The organism is Citricoccus sp. I39-566 (assembly GCF_031432995.1).
GTDB classification, from domain to species: Bacteria; Actinomycetota; Actinomycetes; order Actinomycetales; family Micrococcaceae; genus Citricoccus; species Citricoccus nitrophenolicus_A.
The window spans coordinates 2,979,360-3,002,281 of the sequence record NZ_CP133842.1 but is presented as its reverse complement, the minus strand read 5'-3'; the positions used below and the strand labels follow the sequence as shown (position 1 = coordinate 3,002,281).

At 72.1% G+C, this 22,922-nt stretch carries 14 protein-coding genes, 1 tRNA gene and 1 pseudogene; 9 read left to right on the top strand and 7 right to left on the bottom strand.

Annotated features, from left to right (window positions below; all coding sequences use genetic code 11):
• Positions 1–38: 38 nt before the first annotated feature.
• The 5 genes from RE421_RS13645 to RE421_RS13625 form a co-directional block, all read right to left on the bottom strand.
• Entirely contained in the window at positions 39–248 is a 210-nt protein-coding gene (locus tag RE421_RS13645) for a dodecin (protein WP_309811021.1), read from the bottom strand.
• A 136-nt stretch (positions 249–384) separates the two neighbouring features.
• Positions 385–1,533: a cysteine desulfurase family protein gene (locus RE421_RS13640; RefSeq protein WP_309811014.1), complete on the bottom strand. Its 1,149-nt coding sequence runs from the start codon at positions 1,531–1,533 to the stop codon at positions 385–387.
• The gene (nadC, locus tag RE421_RS13635; RefSeq protein ID WP_309811011.1) at positions 1,530–2,390 is read right to left on the bottom strand and encodes a carboxylating nicotinate-nucleotide diphosphorylase; all 861 of its coding nucleotides are present in this window, start codon (positions 2,388–2,390) and stop codon (positions 1,530–1,532) included. Before nadC ends, RE421_RS13640 begins: the two co-directional genes overlap by 4 nt.
• On the bottom strand, positions 2,387–3,733 hold the full coding sequence (gene nadA / locus RE421_RS13630) for a quinolinate synthase NadA (RefSeq protein WP_309811008.1): 1,347 nt from the start codon (positions 3,731–3,733) through the stop codon (positions 2,387–2,389). The genes nadC and nadA overlap by 4 nt, the downstream gene beginning before the upstream one ends.
• A complete protein-coding gene (locus RE421_RS13625; RefSeq protein WP_309811005.1) occupies positions 3,730–4,389 on the bottom strand; it encodes an NrtR DNA-binding winged helix domain-containing protein in 660 nt (219 codons plus the stop codon). The genes nadA and RE421_RS13625 overlap by 4 nt, the downstream gene beginning before the upstream one ends.
• A gap of 243 nt (positions 4,390–4,632) precedes the next feature.
• Between RE421_RS13625 and fdh the strand changes: the two are divergent.
• The 4 genes and pseudogenes from fdh to RE421_RS13605 form a co-directional block, all read left to right on the top strand.
• Positions 4,633–7,950 (top strand): annotated as a pseudogene (fdh, locus tag RE421_RS13620) (formate dehydrogenase); the annotation flags it as partial.
• Positions 7,951–8,094: 144 nt separating this feature from the next.
• Entirely contained in the window at positions 8,095–9,264 is a 1,170-nt protein-coding gene (locus tag RE421_RS13615) for a 4Fe-4S dicluster domain-containing protein (protein WP_309811002.1), read from the top strand.
• Positions 9,261–10,415: an NrfD/PsrC family molybdoenzyme membrane anchor subunit gene (nrfD, locus tag RE421_RS13610; protein ID WP_309810999.1), complete on the top strand. Its 1,155-nt coding sequence runs from the start codon at positions 9,261–9,263 to the stop codon at positions 10,413–10,415. The genes RE421_RS13615 and nrfD overlap by 4 nt, the downstream gene beginning before the upstream one ends.
• A 69-nt stretch (positions 10,416–10,484) precedes the next feature.
• Positions 10,485–11,945: a sugar porter family MFS transporter gene (locus RE421_RS13605; RefSeq protein ID WP_309810996.1), complete on the top strand. Its 1,461-nt coding sequence runs from the start codon at positions 10,485–10,487 to the stop codon at positions 11,943–11,945.
• On the opposite strand, the gene selD is transcribed toward RE421_RS13605, so the two are convergent.
• A complete protein-coding gene (selD, locus tag RE421_RS13600; protein ID WP_309810994.1) occupies positions 11,902–12,924 on the bottom strand; it encodes a selenide, water dikinase SelD in 1,023 nt (340 codons plus the stop codon). The two genes, RE421_RS13605 and selD, sit on opposite strands and share 44 nt — an antisense overlap.
• 80 nt (positions 12,925–13,004) lie before the next feature.
• Between selD and RE421_RS13595 the strand changes: the two genes are divergently transcribed.
• From RE421_RS13595 to RE421_RS13575, 5 genes are all read left to right on the top strand, one after another.
• Positions 13,005–13,099 (top strand) — tRNA-Sec (locus RE421_RS13595).
• A 73-nt stretch (positions 13,100–13,172) separates the two neighbouring features.
• Positions 13,173–14,549 carry an L-seryl-tRNA(Sec) selenium transferase gene (selA, locus tag RE421_RS13590; protein WP_309810991.1) on the top strand — a complete coding sequence of 459 codons (1,377 nt, stop codon included), beginning with the start codon at positions 13,173–13,175 and terminating at the stop codon, positions 14,547–14,549.
• A gap of 1 nt (position 14,550) precedes the next feature.
• Positions 14,551–16,416, top strand: coding sequence for a selenocysteine-specific translation elongation factor (gene selB, locus RE421_RS13585; RefSeq protein ID WP_309810987.1), 1,866 nt, complete (start codon positions 14,551–14,553; stop codon positions 16,414–16,416).
• Between the two features lie 198 nt (positions 16,417–16,614).
• Positions 16,615–17,952 (top strand): SLC13 family permease, encoded by a 1,338-nt coding sequence (locus RE421_RS13580; RefSeq protein ID WP_309810985.1) that lies wholly within the window; start codon positions 16,615–16,617, stop codon positions 17,950–17,952.
• A 110-nt stretch (positions 17,953–18,062) separates the two neighbouring features.
• A complete protein-coding gene (locus RE421_RS13575) occupies positions 18,063–20,309 on the top strand; it encodes a transglycosylase domain-containing protein (RefSeq protein ID WP_309810982.1) in 2,247 nt (748 codons plus the stop codon).
• 16 nt (positions 20,310–20,325) lie between these two features.
• Here RE421_RS13575 and RE421_RS13570 read toward each other — a convergent pair whose 3' ends face one another.
• Entirely contained in the window at positions 20,326–22,914 is a 2,589-nt protein-coding gene (locus RE421_RS13570; protein ID WP_309810980.1) for an ATP-dependent DNA ligase, read from the bottom strand.
• Positions 22,915–22,922: the final 8 nt, after the last annotated feature.

Below are 22,922 nucleotides of genomic sequence, written 5' to 3'. Positions count from 1 at the left end.
GACCCGTGGCCTCCGGCGCGCGCCCGGCCACCGACGTTTCAGTCCTCGTGGCGGAACCCGATCTTGATCGTGACCTGCCAGTCCTGGACGTTTCCCTCCGAGAGATGGCCGCGGATCGACTGGACCTCGAACCAGTCCAGGTTGCGCAGGGTCTTGGAGGCCTCGGTGACGGCATTGGTGACGGCTGCCTCGACGCCATCGGGAGACGTGCCGACGATCTCGGTGATGTTGTAGACGTTGTTGGCCATGGTGTCCTCCGTGGGGTGAGGCCCGGGCGCCTGGGGCCCGGGACGGTGCACGCCACGGTACTGGAGCGCACCGTCCCGGGCATAGGGCCGGTTCGGGGGAGCGGTCGGGGTGTGACAACGGTGGAGCCGGGAATCCTCAGCTGGTCCGCTGTAAGCCCCGGACCGCCTCCACGGCCTCCTGCACCGCCGCGGCGGCCAGCTCCGCGTCCCGCTCGGTGGAGTCCCGGCCGAAGGTGAAGCGCACGGCGGTCCGGGCCAGCGGTTCCGGCAGCCCCAGGCCCGTCAGCACGTGGGAGGCCTGGTCGGAGCCGGCGGCACAGGCCGAGCCGGAGGAACACCACACCCCGCGGCGCTCGAGTTCCAGCAGGACCGCCTCCCCGTGGGTGCCGGCGAAGACGAACGACGCCGTCCCCGGCAGCCGGTGCTGCGGGTGTCCGGTCTGCCGGGCGCTGGGCACGGAGCCGAGCACGCCGGCCACGAACCGCTCCCGCAGGTCCGTCACGCGCGGGGAGCCGGCGGGCCGTTCCCTCTCGGCGGCCGCCAGCGCGGTGGCCAGCGCGACGGCGCCGGCCACGTTCTCCGTGCCACTGCGCCGGTCGCGTTCCTGGCCGCCCCCGTGCACCACGGGCTCCAGGGAGAGCCGTCCGTGCGCCCACAGCAGGCCGATCCCCTTGGGCGCCCCGACCTTGTGGCCGGACAGGGAGAGCGCGTCCACCCCGAGCGCGGACACGTCGAGGGGCAGCCAGCCCGCCGCCTGCACCGCGTCGGTGTGGAAGGGGACCTGCTGGGCGCGGGCCACCTCGGCCAGTTCACGGATCGGTTGGACGGTGCCGATCTCGTTGTTCGCATACTGCACCGAGACCAGCGTGGTGTCCGGGCGGACGAGTTTCGCCAGCTCGGCGGGGGACACCCGGCCGGTCCGGTCCGGGGTGAGGTAGTCGACCTCGAAGCCGTGCATCCGCCTGAGGTACTCCGCCGAGGCCAGGACCGCCTCGTGCTCCAGGGGGCTGGTCACCAGGTGGCGGCCGCGGGGGGCACCGAGGGCGATGCCCTTCACGGCCAGGTTGGCCGCCTCCGTGCCACTGCCGGTGAACACCACGCCGGAGGCGCGTCCGCCCAGCACCGCGGCGGATGACCTCCGCGCCGCCGCCAGCCCGGCGGCGGCCGACTCGCCCAGGGAGTGGTGGCTGGACGGATTGCCGAAGTCCCCGGTCAGGTACGGCCACATCGCCTCCAGGGCCTCCCTGCGCACTGGAGAGGTGGCCGCATGGTCGAGGTACATCACGGCGTCCGGCCCGAGGAGACATCCAGCCCGAGGTCCAGGGACCGCACGCTGTGGGTCAGCGCGCCGACGGAGATGACGTCCACCCCCGTGGCGGCGATCGAGGCCACGGTGTCCAGGTCCACGCCGCCGCTGGCCTCCACGATCGCGGCCCCGTCGACCAGGGTCACCCCCTGGCGCAGGTCCTCGAGGGTGAAGTTGTCCAGCATCACCGTGTCCACGCCGGCCGCCAGCACCGCCGGGATCTGGTCCAGCCGGTCCACCTCCACCTCCACGTGCGCGGTGTGTGGGAGCCGGTCCCGCATCTGCAGAAGCGCCTCGGTGACGGTCAGCCCGGCGGCGAGCACCGCCGCAAGGTGGTTGTCCTTGACCATCACCGCATCGGAGAGGCTGCTGCGGTGGTTGTGCCCGCCGCCGTCCCGCACGGCCTGCCGTTCCAGCAGCCGCAGTCCGGGGGTGGTCTTCCGGGTGTCCACCACCCGGGCTCCGGCGCCGGCCACCGCGTCCACGTAGCGGGCGGTCTGGGTGGCGATGCCGGACATCCGCTGGACGAAGTTCAGCCCGATCCGCTCCGCCCGCAGGATGGCCCGGGCGGGGCCGGCGACCTCGGCCAGCACCTGGCCTGCCGTGAAGCGCTCGCCGTCGGCGGCCAGCAGGGCCACCCGGACCGCCGGGTCCACGAGGCGGAAGGCGGTGGAGAAGACGGCGGCTCCGCTGAAGACGCCGGGCTCGCGGGCCACCAGCCGTGCCTCGAGCACCGCCTCCGCGGGCACCAGCGCCTCGGAGGTCAGATCGCCCCAGGGGGCATCCTCATCCAGGGCCGCCGCCACGAGACGGTCGAGGTGGAGCTGTCCGGTCACCGCTGCGTCCCCGCCGTGGCCCGCGGCGCCACGGAGAGCATCCGTTCCAGGGCCACCCGCGCCGGATCGGCGACCTCGTCCGACACGGTGATGCGGTTGACGACCTCACCCGCCAGCAGCGATTCCAGCACCCAGGCCAGGTAGCCGGGATGGATGCGGTACATCGTGGAGCAGGGGCAGATCACCGGGTCCAGGCAGAAGATGGTGTGCTGCGGGTACTGCGCCGCCAGCCGCTGGACCAGGTTGATCTCGGTCCCGATGGCGAAGGTGGAGCCCGCCGGTGCTGCCTCGATCGCCTTGACGATGAAGTCCGTGGATCCGGCGGAGTCGGCGGCGTCGACCACCGGCATGGGGCATTCGGGGTGCACCACCACGTGCACGTCCGGGTACTCGGCCCGGGCCTTCGCGATCTGGTCCACGGTGAAGCGCTTGTGCACGGAGCAGAAACCGTGCCACAACAGCACCTTGGCCTCGTCCAGCTCCTGCTCGGTGTTCCCCCCGAGCGGCTTGCGCGGATTCCACAGCGGCATCTGCTCGAGCCCGATGCCCATGGCCTTGGCCGTGTTGCGGCCCAGGTGCTGGTCCGGGAAGAACAGCACCCGCTGTCCGCGCTCGAAGGCCCAGTCCAGGACGGCGGCGGCGTTCGAGGACGTGCAGACGATCCCTCCGTGCTGACCGACGAAGCCCTTCAGCGCCGCGGAGGAGTTCATGTACGTCACCGGGATCACGGGTGCCCGGCCGGCCTCGTCCGGGGTGGTCCCGTAGACCTCCTCGAGCTGTTCCCAGCAGTCCATCACGGAATCGAGGTCCGCCATGTCCGCCATGGAGCAGCCGGCCGCCAGGTTCGGCAGGATCACGGACTGCGCGGCTGTGGAGAGCAGGTCCGCGGTCTCGGCCATGAAGTGCACGCCGCAGAAGACGATCGCCTCGGCCTCGGGGCGCGTGCGGGCCGCCTTGGCGAGCTGGAAGGAGTCACCCACGAAGTCGGCGTGGGCCACCACCTCGTCACGCTGGTAGAAGTGGCCCAGGACCACCACCCTCTCGCCGAGCTCGGCCTTCGCCGCGCGGATCCGCTCGTGCAGCTCAGCCTCTGTGGCCTCGGTGTAGGACGCCGGCAGGGCGCCCTGGCGCGGAGCCGCACCCGGGAGGGGGTTGTCCTGGGAGGCCCCCGGGCCGTAACCGGGCGCTGCTGGCGCACCGGCCGGGCCGACGTCGTACTCCCAGGGGCCGGACGTCAGCCCGGGGGAGCAGGACGAACCGGCGGAGGCCCCCGAGCCGATGAGCTGCAGGGTGCGGTCCACCGAGGCGTCGACGGGAGGGGACAGCGTGATCGGGTTGGTCATGATCGGGTGCTTTCTGCAGTGCGGTATCGGAAGAGCTTGGGCGGTCGGTGCGGGGTGCCCGCCAGGACCTCACCGGTCTCGACGAGGTCGCTGGAGGTGGTCATCGAGCGGCGGAAGTTCGCGGCGTCCAGGGCGTGGCCGAGGACGGCCTCGTGGACCGAGCGGAGCTGAGCGAGGGTGAAGGTCTCGCCCAGGAAGGTGTGGGCGATGTGCGCGTACTCGACCTTGGTGCGGAGCCGGGCCAACGCATAGTCGACGATCGCGTTGTGGTCGAAGGCGAGGCGGGGCAGGGCGTCGGCGCGGAACCAGCGGACGTTCTCGCCGGGGGCGGCCCGGTCCACCTCGTCCGTCCGGACAAGGGCGGTGTAGGCCACGGAGACCACGCGCCCGGTGGGGGAGCGGTCCACGCCGCCGAACGTGTAGAGCTGCTCGAGGTAGCTGGGATGCAGTCCCGTGGTCTCGCCCAGGGTCCGGGCGGCGGCCGAGTCCAGGTCCTCGTCGGCAGGCAGCCACCCGCCTGGCAGGGCCCACTGGTCGAGGTGCGGTTGGCGGGTGCGCAGCACGAACGGCGTCCACAGGGTCGGCGCCCCGCCGTGCTCCTGGCGCAGCGCGAAGATGACGGTCGAGACTGCGAGTCGTGTGGTCGCGTGGTCCACGAGACCTCCTTCCGGCGCGGCGGTCCGGGTGAACTGCTTAGAGTCATGATGACCCGAACGTCTCTCAGATCATACAGTCGTCCAGACCTTAAGGCCAGGGTGGTGTTCAGGCTGAAATGAGGCTGACTGTTCCCACGCTCCTCGACCTACGTCACCCGCGCCGAACTCGCCACCTTCCTCCAGCGCTATCACGGCGTGATTGGCTGACTGACAGGAGGCCGGACGTGGTCTAGGCTGGATCCCATGTCACGTTCGAGTTTCCTGGGATGGCCGGTCCTCCGGCAGTTCCTCGACGGCGACCGCCTCGGTCGCAGCTCGGCCGTGGTCTCGAAGAAGACCACCGAGATCGCCCCGCGCACCACCACGGCGGACCGCGCCGTGCAGAGCGTGTGCCCCTACTGCGCCGTCGGTTGCGGCCAGAAGGTCTTCGTCACGGACGAGAGGGTCGTCCAGATCGAGGGGGACCCCGACTCGCCGATCTCCCGTGGCCGGCTGTGCCCCAAGGGATCGGCCTCCGAGCAGCTCGTCAACTCGGACACCCGCCAGACGAAGGTCCTCTACCGCGCCCCCCGGGCCACGGACTGGCAGGAGATGGACGTGGAGACCGCCACCGAGATGGTGGTGGACCGCTTCCTGGAATCACGCCGCAGCAAGTGGCAGGACGTGGACGACCACGGCCGCCACCTGGGCCGCACCATGGGCATCGCCTCGCTCGGCGGGGCCACCCTGGACAATGAAGAGAACTACCTGATCAAGAAGCTCTTCACGGCGGCCGGGGCCATCCAGATCGAGAACCAGGCCCGTATTTGACACTCCGCCACGGTTCCCGGTCTGGGGACCTCCTTCGGGCGCGGCGGCGCCACCCAATCGCTGCAGGACATGGCCAACGCTGACTGCATCATCATTCAGGGCTCCAACATGGCTGAGGCCCATCCCGTGGGCTTCCAGTGGGTCACCGAGGCCAAGTCGCGTGGTGCCAAGGTCTTCCACGTCGACCCCCGGTTCTCCCGCACCTCGGCCGTCGCTGACCGGCACGTGCCCATCCGGGCCGGCTCGGACATCGTGCTCCTGGGCGCGCTGATCAACTATGTGATCGAGCACGAGAAGATCTTCCGCGACTACGTGGTCGCGTACACCAACGCCGCCTCGATCATCAGCGAGGACTTCCGGGACACCGAGGACCTGGACGGGCTGTTCTCCGGTTTCGACCCGGAGACCGGCGGCTATGACATGTCCAGCTGGTCCTATGAGCCGGAGGGACCGGCCGGGAACGACGGCGGCGCGGCGCCCGGTGACGACGGGCCGGCCAATGAGGACGGCGCGGAGCAGAGCACCGAGGCGGCCGGGGACCAGTACGGCATGGGCGGGCCCGAGCTGGACGTGAGCCGGCCGAGGCGGGACGAGACCCTGCAGCACCCGCGCTCCGTGTTCCAGGTCCTCAAGCGGCACTACTCCCGGTACACCCCGGAGATGGTGCGGGATGTCTGCGGCATCAGCGTGGAGGACTTCGAGCTGCTGGCGCGGACCATCACCGAGAATTCCGGGCGGGATCGCACCACGTGCTTCGCCTACGCCGTCGGCTGGACGCAGCACACGGTGGGCGCCCAGTACATCCGCACCGCCACCATCCTGCAGCTGCTGCTGGGCAACATCGGCCGCCCCGGCGGCGGCATCATGGCCCTGCGCGGCCACGCCTCCATCCAGGGCTCCACGGACATCCCCACCCTGTTCAACCTGCTGCCCGGCTACCTGCCGATGCCCACGGTGGAGAAGGAGGACCTGGGCACCTACCTGGAGTCGATCGGCTCCAAGCAGCAGAAGGGGTACTGGGCCAACGCGGACGCCTACACCATCAGCCTGCTCAAGGCATGGTGGGGGGAGGCGGCCACCGCGGAGAACGACTGGGGCTATGGCAACCTCCCGCGCCTGACGGGGCCGCACGGCACCTATCAGACGGTCGAGGGCATGATGGCAGGGGAGGTCGAGGGGTACTTCCTGCTCGGGCAGAACCCGGCCGTGGGGTCGGCCAACGGGCGCATGCAGCGGATGGGCATGGCCAACCTCAAGTGGCTCGTGGTGCGGGACTTCCAGCTCATCGAGTCCGCCACGTGGTGGAAGGACGGGCCGGAGATCGAGTCGGGGGAGCTGCGTACCGAGGACATCGAGACGGAGGTCTTCTTCTTCCCGGCGGCCAACCACGTGGAGAAGGCCGGCACCTTCACCCAGACCCAGCGGCTCGTGCAGTGGCGCCACCAGGCCGTCCAGCCGCCGGGCGACGCGCAGAGCGAGCTGCAGTTCTTCCACGAGGTCGGCAAGCGCATCCGCGCCCGCCTGGCGGACTCCACCGATCCCCGTGACCGGCCGCTGCTGGACCTCACCTGGGACTATCCGGAGGATGAGCACGGCGAGCCGGACGGGGAGGCGGTGCTGGCGGAGATCAACGGCCGCTACGTCTCGGGCCCGAAGGCCGGCCAGCACCTGTCCACCTTCAACGAGATGACGGCGGACGGCTCCACCGAGGGCGGCTGCTGGATCTACACGGGCGTCTACGCGGACGGCATCAACCATGCCGCCGACCGCAAGCCCGCGGACGAGCAGGACGTGCACATCGCCACCGAGTGGGGCTGGGCGTGGCCGGCCAACCGGCGGATCCTCTACAACCGCGCCTCCGCGGACCCGGACGGCAAGCCCTGGAGCGAGCGCAAGAAGCTCGTCTGGTGGGACGCCGAGCAGGGCCGGTGGACGGGCAACGACGTCCCCGACTTCCCCGTCGACCTCGCACCCGGCACCATTCCGGAGCCGGACGCGGGCGGTCCCGCCGCCCTCGCCGGTGACGACGCCTTCATCATGCAGGCGGACGGCAAGGGCTGGCTGTTCGCGCCGAAGGGCATGGTGGACGGGCCCCTGCCCACGCACTACGAGGCCCAGGAGTCCCCGGTGCCCAACGCGATGTACGTCCAGCAGCACAACCCCACCCGGGTCACCGTGCCGCGCTCGGACAACTACAGCGCGCCCAGCGCCGGGCAGCCGGGCTCGGAGGTCTACCCGTTCCTGTTCACCACCTACCGGCTGACCGAGCACCACACGGCCGGCGGCATGAGCCGGTGGCTGCCCTACCTGGCCGAGCTCCAGCCGGAGATGTTCTGCGAGGTCTCCCCGGAGCTGGCCGCCGAGCGCGGGCTCGAGCCCTACGGCTGGGCCACGATCATCTCCCCGCGGGCGGCCATCGAGGCCAAGGTGCTCGTCACCGAACGCATGCGCCCGCTGAGGATCGGCGGAGCGGACGGCGCCGGCGGGCAGACCGTCCACCAGATCGGCCTGCCCTACCACTGGGGTGTCGGCGGAGATGCCGTGGTCAGCGGGGACTCGGCGAACGACCTCATCGGGGTGACCCTGGATCCCAACGTGCTCATCCAGGGTTCCAAGGTGGGAGCCTGTGACATCGTCCCGGGCCGCCGCCCCCGCGGCGCCGACCTGCCGGCGTTCGTGGCCGGATACCAGCGGCGCGCCGGCCTGACGGTGGACAGCGGCAACGAGGGCGTCACGGGCAGCGGTGAGGACGCCGGTCCGGAGGCCGACCCGATGGCCCCTGACTCCATGACCACCTCGCGGCGGCACCCGGACCAGCCCGAGCCGCGCACCGGCCCGGGACCGGTCCCGGGCGCGGACGCGGGCGAGCACATCATGCCCAGGACGGAGGACTAGATGGTGCACCTGACCCAGAGACCGGACGCGGCCGTGGACGGCAACCCGACCGCCGACGCCCACTACGAGCACCCCCACCCCCGCAAGGGCTTCTTCACGGACACCTCGATCTGCATCGGCTGCAAGGCCTGCGAGGTCGCCTGCAAGGAGTGGAACCAGAACCCGGTCGACTCCGACTTCGCCCTGTCCAACTCCTCCTTCGACAACTCCGAGGGCTTGGGGGCGGACACCTGGCGCCACGTCGCCTTCATCGAGCAGGACCGCGAGCAGGTCCAGGAGGCCCGTGCCTCGGGCGCGGCCCTGGTCAGCCTCGGCATGCCCGGCATCCGGCGCGCTGCCGGCGGGAACGGCACAGAGCACGACGCCGGCCGGGCGGCTTCCGGTGCCCTCGGCGCCGCCGGCTCAGGCGCGGCAGGGCTGCCCCCGGCGCCCGAGCTGGGCGGACTGGACGTGTTGTCCTCCCTGGGGAGCTCACCTGACCGGCCGGACTCCTCCGCCGTGGACACCACCCCGCCGGACACGCCGGAGTTCCGCTGGCTCATGTCCTCGGACGTCTGCAAGCACTGCACCAACGCCGGCTGTCTGGACGTGTGCCCCACGGGAGCGCTGTTCCGCACGGAGCACGGCACCGTGGTGGTCCAGGACGACGTCTGCAACGGCTGCGGCACCTGCGTGGCCGGCTGCCCGTTCGGCGTGATCGAGCGCCGCTCGGACGGCATCGCGCAGCCCAAGACGGACCGGGCGCCGGCCCCGGGGGCGCACGCCGAGAAGCCGAAGAAGAACAAGAACGCCGGCGTCGCCCAGAAGTGCACCCTCTGCTATGACCGCATGACCGATGGCCAGACCCCGGCCTGCGCCCAGGCGTGCCCGACCACCTCCATCAAGTACGGCGAGCGGGCGGACATGCTGACCAGCGCCCAGGAGCGGGTCGCCCAGCTCCACGCCCAGGGCCGTACCGAGGCCCGCCTCTACGGCGCCAACCCGAACGACGGGGTCGGCGGCACCGGGTCCGTGTTCCTGCTGCTCGACGAGCCGGAGGTCTACGGCCTGCCGCCGGATCCCCGGGTCCCCACCCGTGACCTGCCGCGGATGTATGCCCGCGCCGGGATCGCCATGGCGGGGATGGTCGCCGCCGCCGGCCTGGCCTTCCTCGGTGGAGGACGCCGGTGACGACCTCGGAGTTCGACAGCTACCGCCCACCCGAGGAGCCGCGGCGCCGCCGTCGCCGCGACCGCGCCGCCGGACCGGGGGAGCCCGGTCAGCAGGGCCGGCCGGCCGGTCGGAGGCGCGGCGGCCTGGCCCCCTCCTCCTCGGACGGCGGCCGCGAGATGGCCATGGTGCCGGAGCCGGAGTTCACCCCCACCGGATCCGGTTCCTACTACGGACGGCCCATCGTCAAGGCCCCGCCGTGGGATGAGCGCGTGGCCACCTACCTGGTCTGCGGCGGAATCGCCGGTGGTTCCTCGCTGCTGGCCTTCGGCGCGCAGCTGACCGGCCGGGACCTGCTGCGCCGGAACGCGAGGATCAGCGCCCTGGCCGCGGCGGGCGTCGGAGCCGTGGCCCTGATCGCCGACCTCGGCCGGCCCGAGCGCTTCCTGAACATGATGCGCACCGTGAAGCTGTCCTCGCCGATGAGCCTGGGGTCCTGGGTGCTGGCCGGTTTCAGCACGGGGGCCGGTGTGGCCGCGGCCGCCGAGGTGGACCGGATGACGGGGGAGGTCCTGCCGCTGGGCCCGTTGCGCGGGGTGCTGCGCGCGGCGGAAGCCCCCTCCGGCGCCCTGGCCGCCCTGCTGGGGGCCCCGCTGGCCGGGTACACCGCGGTGCTGCTCTCGGACACGGCCCTGCCGACCTGGAACGACGCGAAGGAGGACCTGCCCTTCGTCTTCGTCAGCTCCGCCTCCATCGCCGCCTCCGGCCTGGCACTGATCACGACGCCGGCCCGCGAGACCGCGCCCGCCCGCGCCCTCGCGGTGCTCGGCGTGGTGGGAGACGTGGTGGCCACCCGAACCATGGAGGCCCGGATGGACCCGGTCGCCGTGGAGCCGCTGGAGACCGGCCGCCCCGGCACGCTGATGAGGTGGAGTGAACGGCTGGCGATCGCCGGCGGGATCGGCGTCCTGCTCGGGGGGCGGAACCGCGTGGTGGCCGCCCTGTCCGGAGCGGCGCTGGTCACGGCCTCCGCCTTCACCCGCTTCGGCGTGTTCTACGCCGGCAAGGACTCCGCGAAGGACCCGAGGTACACGGTCGAGCCGCAGCGAAGGCGCCTGGCCGCCCGCCGAGCCGCCGGCATCACCGACGACTCGATCACCACCGTCCGCTGAGTCCCCGGGCCCACCCCGTCCCCCGAGGCGTAGGGTGTGGGCAACGTCACCGCCGTCCGGAGGAACACCATGGCCACGAAAGACCCCACCAAGCGGCTCAACTCCCGCGTGATCGGCATCTGCATCGCCGCCGCCCTGGGCGGCTTCCTGTTCGGCTTCGACACCTCGGTCATCAACGGGGCCGTGGACGCCCTCTCCGAACAGTTCAGCCTCGGCCCCGGCCTGACCGGTTTCGCGGTGTCCTCGGCGCTGATCGGCTGTGCCCTGGGGGCATGGTTCGCCGGTCCCGTGGCGAACCGCCTGGGCCGCGTCCCGGTCATGCTGATCGCCGCGGTGCTCTTCCTCGTCTCCGCGATCGGATCGGGTCTCGCCTTCGGCGTCGGGGACCTGATCGCCTGGCGCGTGATCGGCGGCCTCGGCGTCGGCGCCGCCTCGGTGATCGCCCCGGCCTACATCGCCGAGGTCAGCCCCGCCGGGGTGCGCGGCCGGCTCGGCTCGCTGCAGCAGCTGGCGATCGTCACCGGCATCTTCGTGGCCCTGCTCTCGGATGCCCTGTTCGCCAACATGGCCGGCGGAGCCGCCGAACCGTTCTGGTGGGGGCTGGAGGCCTGGCGCTGGATGTTCATGGCGGAGGCGGTCCCGGCCGTGGCCTACGGGCTGTTCGCGTTCCGGCTGCCGGAGTCACCGCGGTTCCTCGTGGCCCGGGGGGACCTGGACCGGGCCGCCCAGGTGCTCTACGACTTCACCGGGGTGGACCAGGTCAACCTGAAGATCCAGGAGATCAGGGGCACCCTGGAATCGGAGCAGCGCGAGTCACTGCGGGACCTGCGCGGGGCGTTGATGGGCCTGAAGCCGATCGTGTGGATCGGGATCGCCCTCTCGGTGTTCCAGCAGTTCGTGGGCATCAACGTGATCTTCTACTACTCCACCACGCTCTGGCGCTCCGTCGGCTTCGGCGAGTCAGACGCCCTGACCGTCACCGTGATCACCTCGGTCACGAACATCGTGGTGACGATCATCGCGATCCTGCTGGTGGACAAGGTCGGCCGGCGCCCCATGCTCCTGGTGGGCTCCGCGGGCATGGCCGTCTCCCTGGCCCTGATGGCCGTGGCGTTCTCCTTCGCCACCCTGACCACCGCCGCGGACGGCACCACGACCGCTGAACTGGGCGGGGCCTGGGCCACGGTGGCCCTCGTGGCGGCCAATGCCTTCGTGGTCTTCTTCGGCGCTACCTGGGGCCCGCTCGTCTGGGTCCTGCTGGGCGAGATGTTCCCCAACCGCATCCGCGCCGGGGCCCTGGCGGTGGCCGCGGCGGCCCAGTGGGCGGCCAACTTCACCGTCTCCACCACGTTCCCGCTGCTGGCGGACGTGGGGCTGACCCTCGCCTACGGGCTGTACGCGGCGATGGCGGCCCTGTCCCTCGTCTTCGTGTGGCGGTTCGTGCCGGAGACGAAGGGGATGGAGCTCGAGGAGATGACGGACGCGTTCAGCGCACCGAGATCCCCGCGCCGGACACCGTCTCCCCGATGACCGGATAGCCCGGGACCTCGCCGACCACCAGCAGCCCGCCCGAGGTCTGGGCGTCGGCCAGCAGCAGGAGGTCCTCCTCGGTGATCCCGGCCCCGGAGGTGACGTGCGGGCGGACCCAGTCCAGGTTGCGGCGAGTCCCGCCGGAGATGTAGCCCTCCCGCAGGGCCTCGGCGGCCCCCTCGATCAGGGGCACGGCCGAGCGGTCGATCACGGCGCCGACACCGGAGGCCCGGGCCATCTTGTGCAGGTGGCCCAGCAGGCCGAATCCGGTGACGTCGGTGGCGGCGGTGACCCCGGCGGCGAGGGCGGCGGCCGCGGCCTCCCGGTTCAGGGAGGTCATCGAGTCGATCGCGGCCTGCGAGACCTCCCCGGTCTGCTTGTGGCGGTTGTTCAGCAGACCGACGCCGAGGGGCTTGGTCAGCGTCAGCGGCAGCCCGGGCTCCGCCGCGTCATTGCGCAGGAGGCGGTCCGGATGGGCGGTGCCCGTGACGGCCATGCCGTAGGTCGGCTCCGGGTTGTCGATCGTGTGGCCCCCGATCACGGGGGTGTCCGCCTGCCGGGCCACGTCGAGTCCGCCGCGGAGCACCTCGGTGAGCAGCTCCATCGGCAGCACCCCGCGCGGCCAGCCCACCAGGTTGATGGCGACCACCGGGGTGCCGCCCATCGCGTAGATGTCCGAGAGGGCGTTCGCGGCGGCGATGCGTCCCCAGTCGTAGGCGTCATCCACCATGGGGGTGAAGAAGTCCGCGGTGGAGAGCACGGCCAGTCCCTCCCGGATGAGCACCGCGGCGGCGTCGTCGCCGTCGTCCAGGCCCACGATGACCCCGGGGTTCGTCTGCCCGCCCAGCCCGCGGACGGCCTGTTCGAGTTCGCCCGGCGGGATCTTGCAGGCGCAGCCGCCGCCGTGGGCGTAGCCGGTCAGCTTGATCTGGCTCAGGTCCTCGCGTGAATCCGTGGTGGTCGTCGTGGTGGGCTCCATGCCGCCACCCTAGTCCGTGCCGCCGCGCGCACCACGGCGCACACCGGCGCGGGCCGCCGCCTGCTGGTAGTTTCGGGGGTGGAGGCGTCTGGGTCCTGGTGGGCCCCCCGGTCTTCAAAACCGGTGAGACCGAGCATCTCGGTCTGGCGGGTTCGATTCCCGTCCGCTTCCGCCAACGTCACCCCACGCCCGCCGGACACGGGCAGGTCGATCACCCTCGCCGCCTGGCGGTACCGGAAGGAGAGCCCGTGACCGCTGCATCACCGGGGCCGGCGGAGGACCCCCGGCGCCGGATCCCCCGGACGGACGACCTGCTGGCCCTGCCGGAGCTCCTCGAGGCCCGGGCGCGGCTGAGCGGACCTGTCCTGCGCTCGCTCGTCGGCGAGGTCCAGGCCCGGGCCCGCCGCGGGGAGCTGCCCCCGGAGGACGTCCGGCCCGCCCTGCTCGCCGCCCTCGAGGACCGCTCGGCCACCTCCCTGCGCCCGGTCCTCAATGCCACCGGCGTGGTGGTCCACACCAACCTGGGCCGGGCTCCGCTCTCGGACGCCGCCGTGGCGGCCCTCGTGGCCGCGAGCGGTTATGTGGACGTGGAGCTGGACCTGGCCACCGGCCAGCGCGCCCGGCGCGGCGCGGGCACCCGCGAGGCCCTGCTCGCGGCCGTCCCGGGCGGAGTCCCCGCAGACCTGGACGCGCTCGTGGTCACCAACGGCGCCGCAGCCCTCGTCCTGGCCACCACGGCGCTCGCCGGGGACGGAGAGCTCGTCGTCAGCCGGGGCGAGCTCGTGGAGATCGGGGCGGGCTTCCGCCTGCCGGATCTGATCGCCTCCACGGGCACCCGGCTGCGCGAGGTCGGCACCACCAACCGCACCCACCGGTCGGACTACGCCGCCGCCATCGGCCCCGAGACCGCCGGGTTGCTGAAGGTCCATCCCAGCAATTTCCGGGTGGACGGGTTCACCTCGGCCGTGCCGGTCGAGCACCTGCGCTCCCTCGCCGACGAGCACGAGGCCGAGCACGGGAGGGCGCTGCCGCTGATCGTGGACGTCGGCAGCGGGCTGATCACCGCGGACCCCGCCCTGCCCGACGAGCCGGACCTGACCGGCGCGCTCGAGGGCGGGGCCGACGTCGTGATCGCCAGCGGGGACAAGCTGTTCGGCGGCCCCCAGGCGGGAATCCTGCTGGGCCGGGCCGAGACGATCCGGACTCTCGCGCGGCACCCGCTGGCCCGCGCCGTGCGCGCGGACAAGCTCACGCTGGCAGCCCTCGAGGCCACCCTGGCCGGCGGCCCCACCCCGGTGTCCCGAGCCCTCCATGCCGACCCCGCACGGCTCCACGAGCGCGCCGAGCGGCTCGGGGCCGCCGTGGGAGCGCCCGTCGTGCCCCACGAGGGCCGCGTCGGCGGCGGGGGAGCACCCGGGGTCCCCCTGGCCGGCTGGGCCGTGAGCCTGCCCGAGGACCTGGCGCCCCTGCTGCGGACGGGCCGGCCCGCCGTGCTGCCCCGCGTGCATGACGGCGCCTGCATGGTGGACCTGCGCTGCATCCCCGAGCCCGACGACGGCCGGCTGGCCGACGCGGTCCGCGCGGCCCTGGCGCGGCTCGGCAGCTCCGACCGGGGCGGCGGCTGACGTGTACGTCATCGCCACCGCCGGGCACGTGGACCACGGCAAGTCCACCCTGGTCCGGGCCCTCACCGGGATGGAGCCGGACCGCTGGGCCGAGGAGAAGCGCCGCGGACTGACGATCGACCTCGGCTTCGCCTGGACCGTGCTGCCCTCCGGGCGGGACGTCGCCTTCGTGGACGTCCCCGGGCACGAGCGCTTCCTGGGCAACATGCTCGCCGGGCTCGGACCGGCGCCCGCCGTGTGCTTCGTGGTGGCGGCCGACGAGGGCTGGCAGGCCCAGTCCGGCGACCACCGGGACGCCCTCGCCGCCCTCGGCCTCCACCACGGGATCATCGTCGTCACCAAGGCGGACCGGGCCCCGGACCGGGTGGACGCCGTCCTGGCCCAGACCCGCGCCGAGCTGGCTGGGACCGGACTGGCCACGGCCCCGGCCGTCGTCGTGTCCGCCGTGACCGGAGCCGGACTGGACGGGGGAGACGGGCTGCGCGAGCAGCTGGACCACGTGCTGGCCGGTCTGCCCGCGCCCCATGCGAGCGGGCGGGTCCGATTCTGGGTGGACCGCTCGTTCACGGTCAGGGGGGCCGGGGCCGTGGTCACCGGGACCCTGACCGCGGGCACCCTGGCCGAGGACGATCGCCTCGAGGTGCTCGGCGAGGGCGGCCCGCGGTCCGTCACGGTGCGTGCGCTGCACAGCCGCAACGAGCCGCAGTCCTCCGTCGGTCCCACCCGCCGCGTGGCCGTCAACCTGCGCGGGGTCCCCGCCGAGTCGATCCACCGCGGGGACGCCCTCGTGACGCCCGGCGCGTGGCCGCTGGCCGAGACGGTGGACGTGCGCCGCAGCTCCGGGGCCGGGCTGGATGAGACACCCGGGCACCTGCTGGTCCACGTGGGCACCGCCACGGTCTCCGCCCATGTCCGGCCCTTCTCCGCACGCCACGCGCGCCTCACCCTGGACCGGGCCCTCCCGCTCGTCCCCGGGGACCGGCTCGTGCTGCGGGATCCCGGCAGCCGTTCGGTGTTCGGCGGCGCGCACGTGCTGGATGTGGATCCGCCGGCGCTGACCCGGCGGGGTGACGGCAGGCGGCATGCGGCGCATCTGGAGACCGTGCCGAGCGGGGGCAGCGCCCGGCTCGAGGTGCTGCGCCGGGGCGCGGTGCGGGTCGGGTTCCTCCGCAGGCTCGGCCTGGTGGGAGTGGAGGCGGGAGGGGCCGCGACCGAGGGGAAGGCCGGCAGCACGGAACGGGAACCCGAGGAGATCCGCATCCTCGGCGAGTGGTGGGTCCATGGGCCCGTGCTGCGGGGCTGGGCGGAACGCCTCGCGACGGCGGTGGAGGAGCTGGCGACCCGGGATCCTCTGGCCCGGGGCGTCTCCCGCGGCGCGGCCGCCGACCTGTGGGGCACGGGTGCCCGGCCCGGGGATCTGACCGCGATGCGGGACGACGCCCTGGTGGATGCCGTCGTCGCCGAGGCCGGGTTGGAGCTGGAGGGTGGGTACATCCGCCGTCCCGGACACCGCGCGGGGCTCGGCCCGGCCGAGGAGGCCGTCGCCGCCGTCGAGGCCCGGCTGGTACGCCATCCCTTCGATGCCCCGGAGGGCGATGACCTCACCGCCCTGGATCTCGGGGCGAAGGCGTTGGCCGCCGCCGAGCGCGCCGGCCGGATCCTGCGGCTGGGGGACGTGGTCCTGCTGCCCACCGCCCCGGCGCGGGCGATGCGGGAACTGGCGCGTCTCCAGCAGCCCTTCACCACCAGCCAGGCCCGCCAGGCGCTGGACACCTCCCGGCGGGTGGCGATCCCGCTGCTCGAGCACCTCGACGCCCGTGGATGGACGCGCCGGGTGGACGGCAGCCACCGTGAGGTCGTGAGGTAGCCCGATCAACCCCACGGGTGTCGGCCCGCGGTCGCCGCGTAGGGAGGGTCATCGTACCCGCCGCAGGCTGGGGGAGCGGGCGGCGGCCGGTGGGGGACGGAATGACCCGGTCCGACACCTGTGGAGTGGTGGCCGGGCCCGGCCGGTACACTCTTCGGGGCGCACATCGCGCCCCCACGAAACCGAGGTCCCACCACCGTGCTCCTGAATCCCGTCGTCGTCTCCGTCGTGGTCCTCGCGGCCCTGAGCCTGGCCCGGGTGAACGTGATCGTCGCCCTGCTCATCGCGGCCCTCGTGGCCGGGCTGATGTCCGGGCTGAGCATCGAGGACACCATGTCCACGCTCGTCGGAGGACTGGGCGGCCAGGGGGAGACGGCCCTGAGCTACATCCTGCTCGGCATCCTCTCGGTCATGGTGGCCCGCTCCGGGATCACGGAGAAGCTCATCCGCTGGATCCTGCCGAGGATCCAGGGCAAGCGGGCCATGACGCTCTTCGGGATCGCCGGGCTGGCCTGCTTCTCCCAGAACCTGGTGCCGGTCCACATTGCCTTCATCCCGATCCTCATTCCGCCGCTGCTGGCGGTGTTCAACCGGATGAAGCTGGACCGCCGGGCCGTGGCCACCGCCCTGACCTTCGGCCTCAAGGCGCCCTACATGCTCATCCCGCTCGGGTTCGGCCTGATCTTCCAGAACATCATCCTGGGGGAGCTGGCCGCCCACGGCATGGAGATCGAGCTCTCCCAGATCCCGTTGGCCATGGCCATCCCCGTGGCCACCATGGTGATCGGTCTCGTCATCGCGATCCTGGTGACCTACCGCCGCCCCCGGGAGTACCGGGACGCGGCCCCCGGTCCCGGGGCGGCGGCACTCGGCACGTCCGCCACGGGCGGGGCGGACAGCTCCGGCTCCGGCGGCGCGTGGACCCGCCAGCACATCGTCGTGCTGATCGCCCTCGCGGTCACCCTCGTGCTCCAGCTGGTCTTCGGCTCCCTCGTCATCGCCGCCCTCGGCGGGGTGCTCATCATCTTCGTCTTCCGCGGCGAGCGGTGGCGGTCCTCGGACGAGCTGGCCCACGGTGGCGTGACGATGATGGGCACCATCGCCTTCATCATGCTGGTGGCCTCCGGCTACGCGTCCGTGCTCACAGAGACCGGGTCCGTCGACTCGCTCGTGGCCTCAGCCACCGGGTTGATCGGGGACAGCCAGCTGCTGGCCGCCATCGTGATGATGACGGTGGGCCTGCTCGTGACGATCGGCATCGGCTCCTCCTTCGGCACCATCCCGATCCTGGCCGCGATCTTCGTGCCGCTGTGCGCCGCCGTCGGGTTCACGCCGCTGGCCACCGCGGCCCTGGTGGGCGCGGCCGGAGCCATCGGCGACGCCGGCTCTCCCGCCTCGGACTCGACGCTCGGCCCCACCTCCGGACTGAACGTGGACGGCCAGCACCACCACATCTGGGACACCTGCGTGCCCACCTTCGTGCACTTCAACATCCCGCTGTTCTTCGGCGGGATCATCGCCGCGATGGTGCTCTAGGGAGGACCGCGGGCGGGAGGCTCGGGGGGCGGACAGGGAGGACCGCGGGCGGGAGGCTCGGGGGGCGGACATTGAGGATACGTTCAGGAACTCCTGACACCGTGACTCGAATGAGTCTTGTCCGCAGAGCGACGTCCACCACGGCCGGAAAGATCCTCTCCTTCCTCGGAGTCAGTGCCCTGGCGGGACTGCTGGTGGCGGGACTGTTCCTGCCCCTGGCCGTCACGGGAGGCGCCACGGCGGCGACGGGCCAGAAGATGATCGAGCAGTTCCCCGCGGAGCTGCGGGAGGAACCCGTGAGCGTGCCCTCCCGCATCCTGGCCGAGGACGGCACCGAACTGGCGACGTTCTACGCGGAGAACCGCAAACCGGTGGAGCTGGAGCGGATCAGCCAGAACATGCAGGACGCGATCATCGCGATCGAGGACGAGCGCTTCTACGAGCACGGCGGCGTCGACCCCCAGGGCGTCGGCCGCGCGCTGGTCACCAACGCCTCCTCCGGCTCCCAGCAGGGCGCCTCCACCATCACGCAGCAATACGTCAACAACATGCTCATCAACGCGGACATGCTGCGCGGTGAGGAGCGACTGACCATCTCCGGCACCAAGACCTATGCGGACAAGCTCAAGGAGATGAAGCTCGCGGTCTCCGTGGAGCAGGACCTGTCCAAGGAGGACATCCTCGAGGGCTACCTGAACATCGTGCTCTTCGGGGGACGCAACTACGGGGTGGAGGCCGCCTCCCAGTACTACTGGGGCGTCCCGGCCGCGGAGCTGGACATCGCCCAGTCGGCCACCCTCGCCGGGATCGTGAAGTCCCCGAACGGCTACAACCCCGAGACGCACCCCGAGGCCTCGGTGGAACGGCGCAACATCGTGCTGAACTCGATGTTGGAGCAGGGCAAGATCACCCAGCAGGAGCATGACGAGGCCGCAGGGTCCGGGCTGGATTTGGACGTCCATCGTGAGTCCACCGGCTGCATCTCCGCGTCCCAGGCCCCCTACTTCTGTGACTTCGTCACGCACGAGATCCTCGCGAACGACGCCTTCGGCCCGGACGTGGAGTCCCGCGAGCAACTGCTGAACCGCGGGGGACTGGAGATCACCACCACGCTGGACACCGGCCTGCAGGGCCGCGCCCAGCAGGCCGTGGAGAAGACCGTCCCCACCGGTGACGACTCCGGTGCCGGGGCCTCGCTGGTCACCGTGGAGCCGGGGACCGGCAACATCAAGGCGATGGCGCAGAACACCCGGTACCACCCCGAGGAGGACACGGACGCGGGCAACACCATGCTGAACCTCAACGTGGATGCGGCCCAGGGTGGGGGCAACGGCTTCCAGGGCGGCTCCTCGCTCAAGCCCTATGTGGCGGCCGCCTGGCTGGAGGGCGGGCGCTCCATGTATGACATGGTGGACGCCTCCCAGGACCACTGGCCGGCCGGCTCCGAGTTCCAGGCCTCCTGCCTGGAGGGCGGGTCCACGGCCATCGCGGAGGAGTGGAAGGTCAACAACGTCATCGATGACATGAAGCGGGAGATGACCGCGGACTTCGGGCTGTACTGGTCCATCAACACCGTCATGGTCAATATGGCCGAGGAGCTGGACCTGTGTGACATCACGGACGTGTCCACCCGGCTCGGCGTGCACCGGGCGGACGACGGGGAGCCGCTGAACCCGGCCAACCCGTCCTTCATCCTCGGCTCCGAGGAATTCGCCCCGATGACCCAGGCCGCCGCCTACGCCGCCTTCGCCAACGACGGCGAGTACTGCGCCCCGCGGTCCCTGCTCTCCGTCAAGGACACCAACGGCGAGGAGTACGACGTCGGCGCCCCGGCGTGCGAGCAGGCGCTGGATCCCGAGGTGGTCGCCCAGCTGAACGAGACGCTGACCAACATCGCCCACCGCAACGCCGAGGAGGCCGGCCAGCCCGACCAGGTGCGGGAGATCCCCATGGGCGGCAAGACCGGCACCAACAACTCCCAGTCCTCCACGTGGTATATCGGCTACACCTCGGGCCTGTCCACCGCGAGCTGGGTGGGCAACTACACCGGCCTGAGGACGCTGGCGGACGTGCCCGTCAACGGGACCGCGCACGAGGACTTCTGGGGCAGCACCCTGGCCGGACCGCAGTGGTTCGACTACATGGGCGAGGCCGCCGGGTCCCATCCCACCGAGGAGTTCCGGACGCCGCAGGACTCCCCGTTCGACGATCCCGGCTCCCGGGACCGCTACGCCACGGGCGGCGACGGCACCGAGCCGGGCAACGAGCCGGACCGTCCCGGTGACGCGGCCGAATCCACCCCGGACAACCCGGACGCCGACACCCCGTCCGACTCCGAGCCCTCGACGGCGCCCTGACTGACTCCGCGAGGGCTCACGGCGTCTCCCACCGGACCTCGTCAGGGTCCTTGTCCGGCCGCCAGCCCCGCCAGGAGGCCTGGCGGACCCGGCCCGACCGGGTCCGGCCGGCCAGGTTCACCTCGCCCACCAGTCGGGGCCGGACCCACCAGGCATCGGACTGGTCCGCGGCGGGGACATCCCGGACCGGTGGTGTCTTGCGGCGGATCGACCGGAGCTTGGAGGCGGCCTCCTCGAGCTGTGCGGCCGTGAACCCGGTGCCCACCCGGCCGGCATAGTGCAGCTCACCGGAGGCATCGGGCACCGCCAGCAGCAGCGAGCCGATGCCCCCGGCGCGGCCGCCCTGACCCCGGCGGGCTCCGATGACCACGATCTCCTGGTGCTGCTGCAGCTTCAGCTTGATCCACGCCGAGCTGCGCTGGCCCGGCCGGTAGGTCGAGTCGCTCCGCTTGGCCACCACGCCCTCGAGCTGCAGCTCACGGCTGGCCTGCTGGGCCCGGGCGAGCGTCCCGCGGTATCCCGGGGGCACGGACACCACGTCCCCGTTCCCGACAGCGGCCTCCAGCACCTCTCGACGCTCACCATAGGGGGTGCGCAGGAGGGAGCGGACCTGCCGCCCGGAGGCGCCGGGCGGCCCCAACTGGAGGATGTCGAACACCAGGTATCGCAGGTCGATCCCCGACGGGGCCGTCTCGGCGGCCGGGCCGGACCGACCCGGCCGACGCCGCGTGCCCCGGCTGGTGCGGCCACTGGCCTCTTGCAACAGCCCGAAGTCCGGGCGGCCCTGTGCGTCCAGGGCTACCAGCTCGCCGTCGAGGACCGCCCCGCCGTATTCGGCGGCTGCACCGGTGAGCAGGCCGGTCAGCTCCTGCAGGGCGGGGTAGTCGGCGGTCAGGTCCTTGCCGTTGCGGCTGGCCAGGGCGACCTGCCCGGGTGACACGCCGGCCAGGAGGCGGTACCCGTCCCACTTCATCTCGTAGGCCCACTCCTCGTCGGCCGCGAGGTCAGCGGGTTGGCCGGAGGTGGCCAGCATCGGCGCGGGCAGGTCTGCCACCGTGAACGCGGCGTCCTCCGCAGCTCTCGTAGCTGGTTTCGCGGCTGGTTTCGCGGCGCGTCTCCCGGTGCTCGACTCCGGCTGGTCCTGCATGAGGTGGATCAGCCAGTTGTTCTCCCCACCCATGCCGGGGGCGTTGATCAGGGCGTAGCGCCGCGGCACCCCGCCGAGGCCGCCGTCCGGCCGTCCGGACAGCACGGCGATGACCTCCTTGCCCTCCCGCCACTTCTCGATCTCGATGGTGCCGGCGTCCCAGATGGTGACCTCACCCGCCCCGTACTCGCCCTTCGCGATGGTGCCCTCGAAGGTTCCGTACTCCAGGGGATGGTCCTCCGTCTGGACGGCCAGCCGGTTGCTCTCCGTGTCCAGGGGCGGCCCCTTGGGCACGGCCCAGGACACGAGCACCCCGGAGTGCTCGAGCCGGAAGTCCCAGTGCAGGCGCCGGGCGTGGTGCTCCTGGATGACGAAGGACGGCCGCTCGGCCCCGCCGAACTGCCGTTCCACCGGCGCCTCCTCCGGCACCGGTTCCGCGGTCTTGCTCGCGTCCCGCATGGACCGGTACGTCGCGAGGCGGTCCGCCGCGGGGCCGGTGCCCGAACCGTTGCCGTGGCCGCGCGCGCTCGGCGAGCGGCCGGCGTCGTCCCCTTCCGCGCCGTCCGGCACCCAGCCCAGCGGCGCCAGCGGGTCCTGTCCCTCGGCGACCCGTTGGAGCACCTCGCTCATCTCCAGGTGCCGCAGGTCGGGGTCCTCCAGTTCCTCCCATGTCCGCGGGGCGGCCACCCACGGTCGTTCCCGTCCCCGGAGGGAATAGGGGCTGACGGTGGTCTTGGACCCGTTGTTCTGGCTCCAGTCCACGAACACCTTGCCCGCGCGGCTGGCCTTGCGCATGCTCGAGATGACCTCGTCCGGGTGGTCGGCCTCCAGGGCCTTGGCCAGTTCGTGGGCCACGGCGCTGATGGCGTCCGCGTTGTGCTGGCCGTCCAGCGCCGCGTAGAGGTGGATGCCCTTGGAACCCGAGGTGACGGGGAAGGACTCCATGCCCATGTCCGCCAGGATGTCCCGGCACCAGCGCGCCACCTCCGCGCATTCGGTGAGTCCGGCGCCCTCCCCGGGGTCGAGGTCCAGGACGAGCCGGTCCGGATTGCGAGGCTGGCCGTTCCGGCCGAACCGCCACTGCGGGGTGTGCAGCTCCAGGGCGGCCACTTGCGCGAACCAGGCGAGCACGGCGGGGTCGTTGGCCAGCGGGTAGGTGTTGGTGCGCTCCGAGTGCGTGATCCGGCCGACGGGGATCCAGGACGGCGCCGAGTCCTCGAGGTCCTTGCGGAAGAACACCTGGCCGGGCTGCTCCGCCGTGCCCACGCCGTCGACCCAGCGCTTGCGGGTCACGGGGCGCTGCGCCACCTGCGGGATGATCACCTGGGCCACGGCCAGGTAGTACTCCATCACCTCGGCCTTGGTGGTCCCGGTGACCGGGTAGAAGACCTTGCCGAGATTGGAGACGGAGAGGCTGTGGTCCCCCACGGTGTAGGTCTGCCGTCCGGATCGTGTCATGCCACCTC

Excerpts from the sequence above, each read along its gene's own strand:
- RE421_RS13645 (WP_309811021.1), bottom strand. The coding sequence starts at position 248 with ATGGCCAACAACGTCTACAACATCACCGAGATCGTCGGCACGTCTCCC.
- nadA (WP_309811008.1), bottom strand. The coding sequence starts at position 3,733 with ATGACCAACCCGATCACGCTGTCCCCTCCCGTCGACGCCTCGGTGGAC.
- RE421_RS13615 (WP_309811002.1), top strand. The coding sequence starts at position 8,095 with ATGGTGCACCTGACCCAGAGACCGGACGCGGCCGTGGACGGCAACCCG.
- RE421_RS13605 (WP_309810996.1), top strand. The coding sequence starts at position 10,485 with ATGGCCACGAAAGACCCCACCAAGCGGCTCAACTCCCGCGTGATCGGC.
- selD (WP_309810994.1), bottom strand. The coding sequence starts at position 12,924 with ATGGAGCCCACCACGACGACCACCACGGATTCACGCGAGGACCTGAGC.
- RE421_RS13575 (WP_309810982.1), top strand. The coding sequence starts at position 18,063 with ATGAGTCTTGTCCGCAGAGCGACGTCCACCACGGCCGGAAAGATCCTC.
- RE421_RS13570 (WP_309810980.1), bottom strand. The coding sequence starts at position 22,914 with ATGACACGATCCGGACGGCAGACCTACACCGTGGGGGACCACAGCCTC.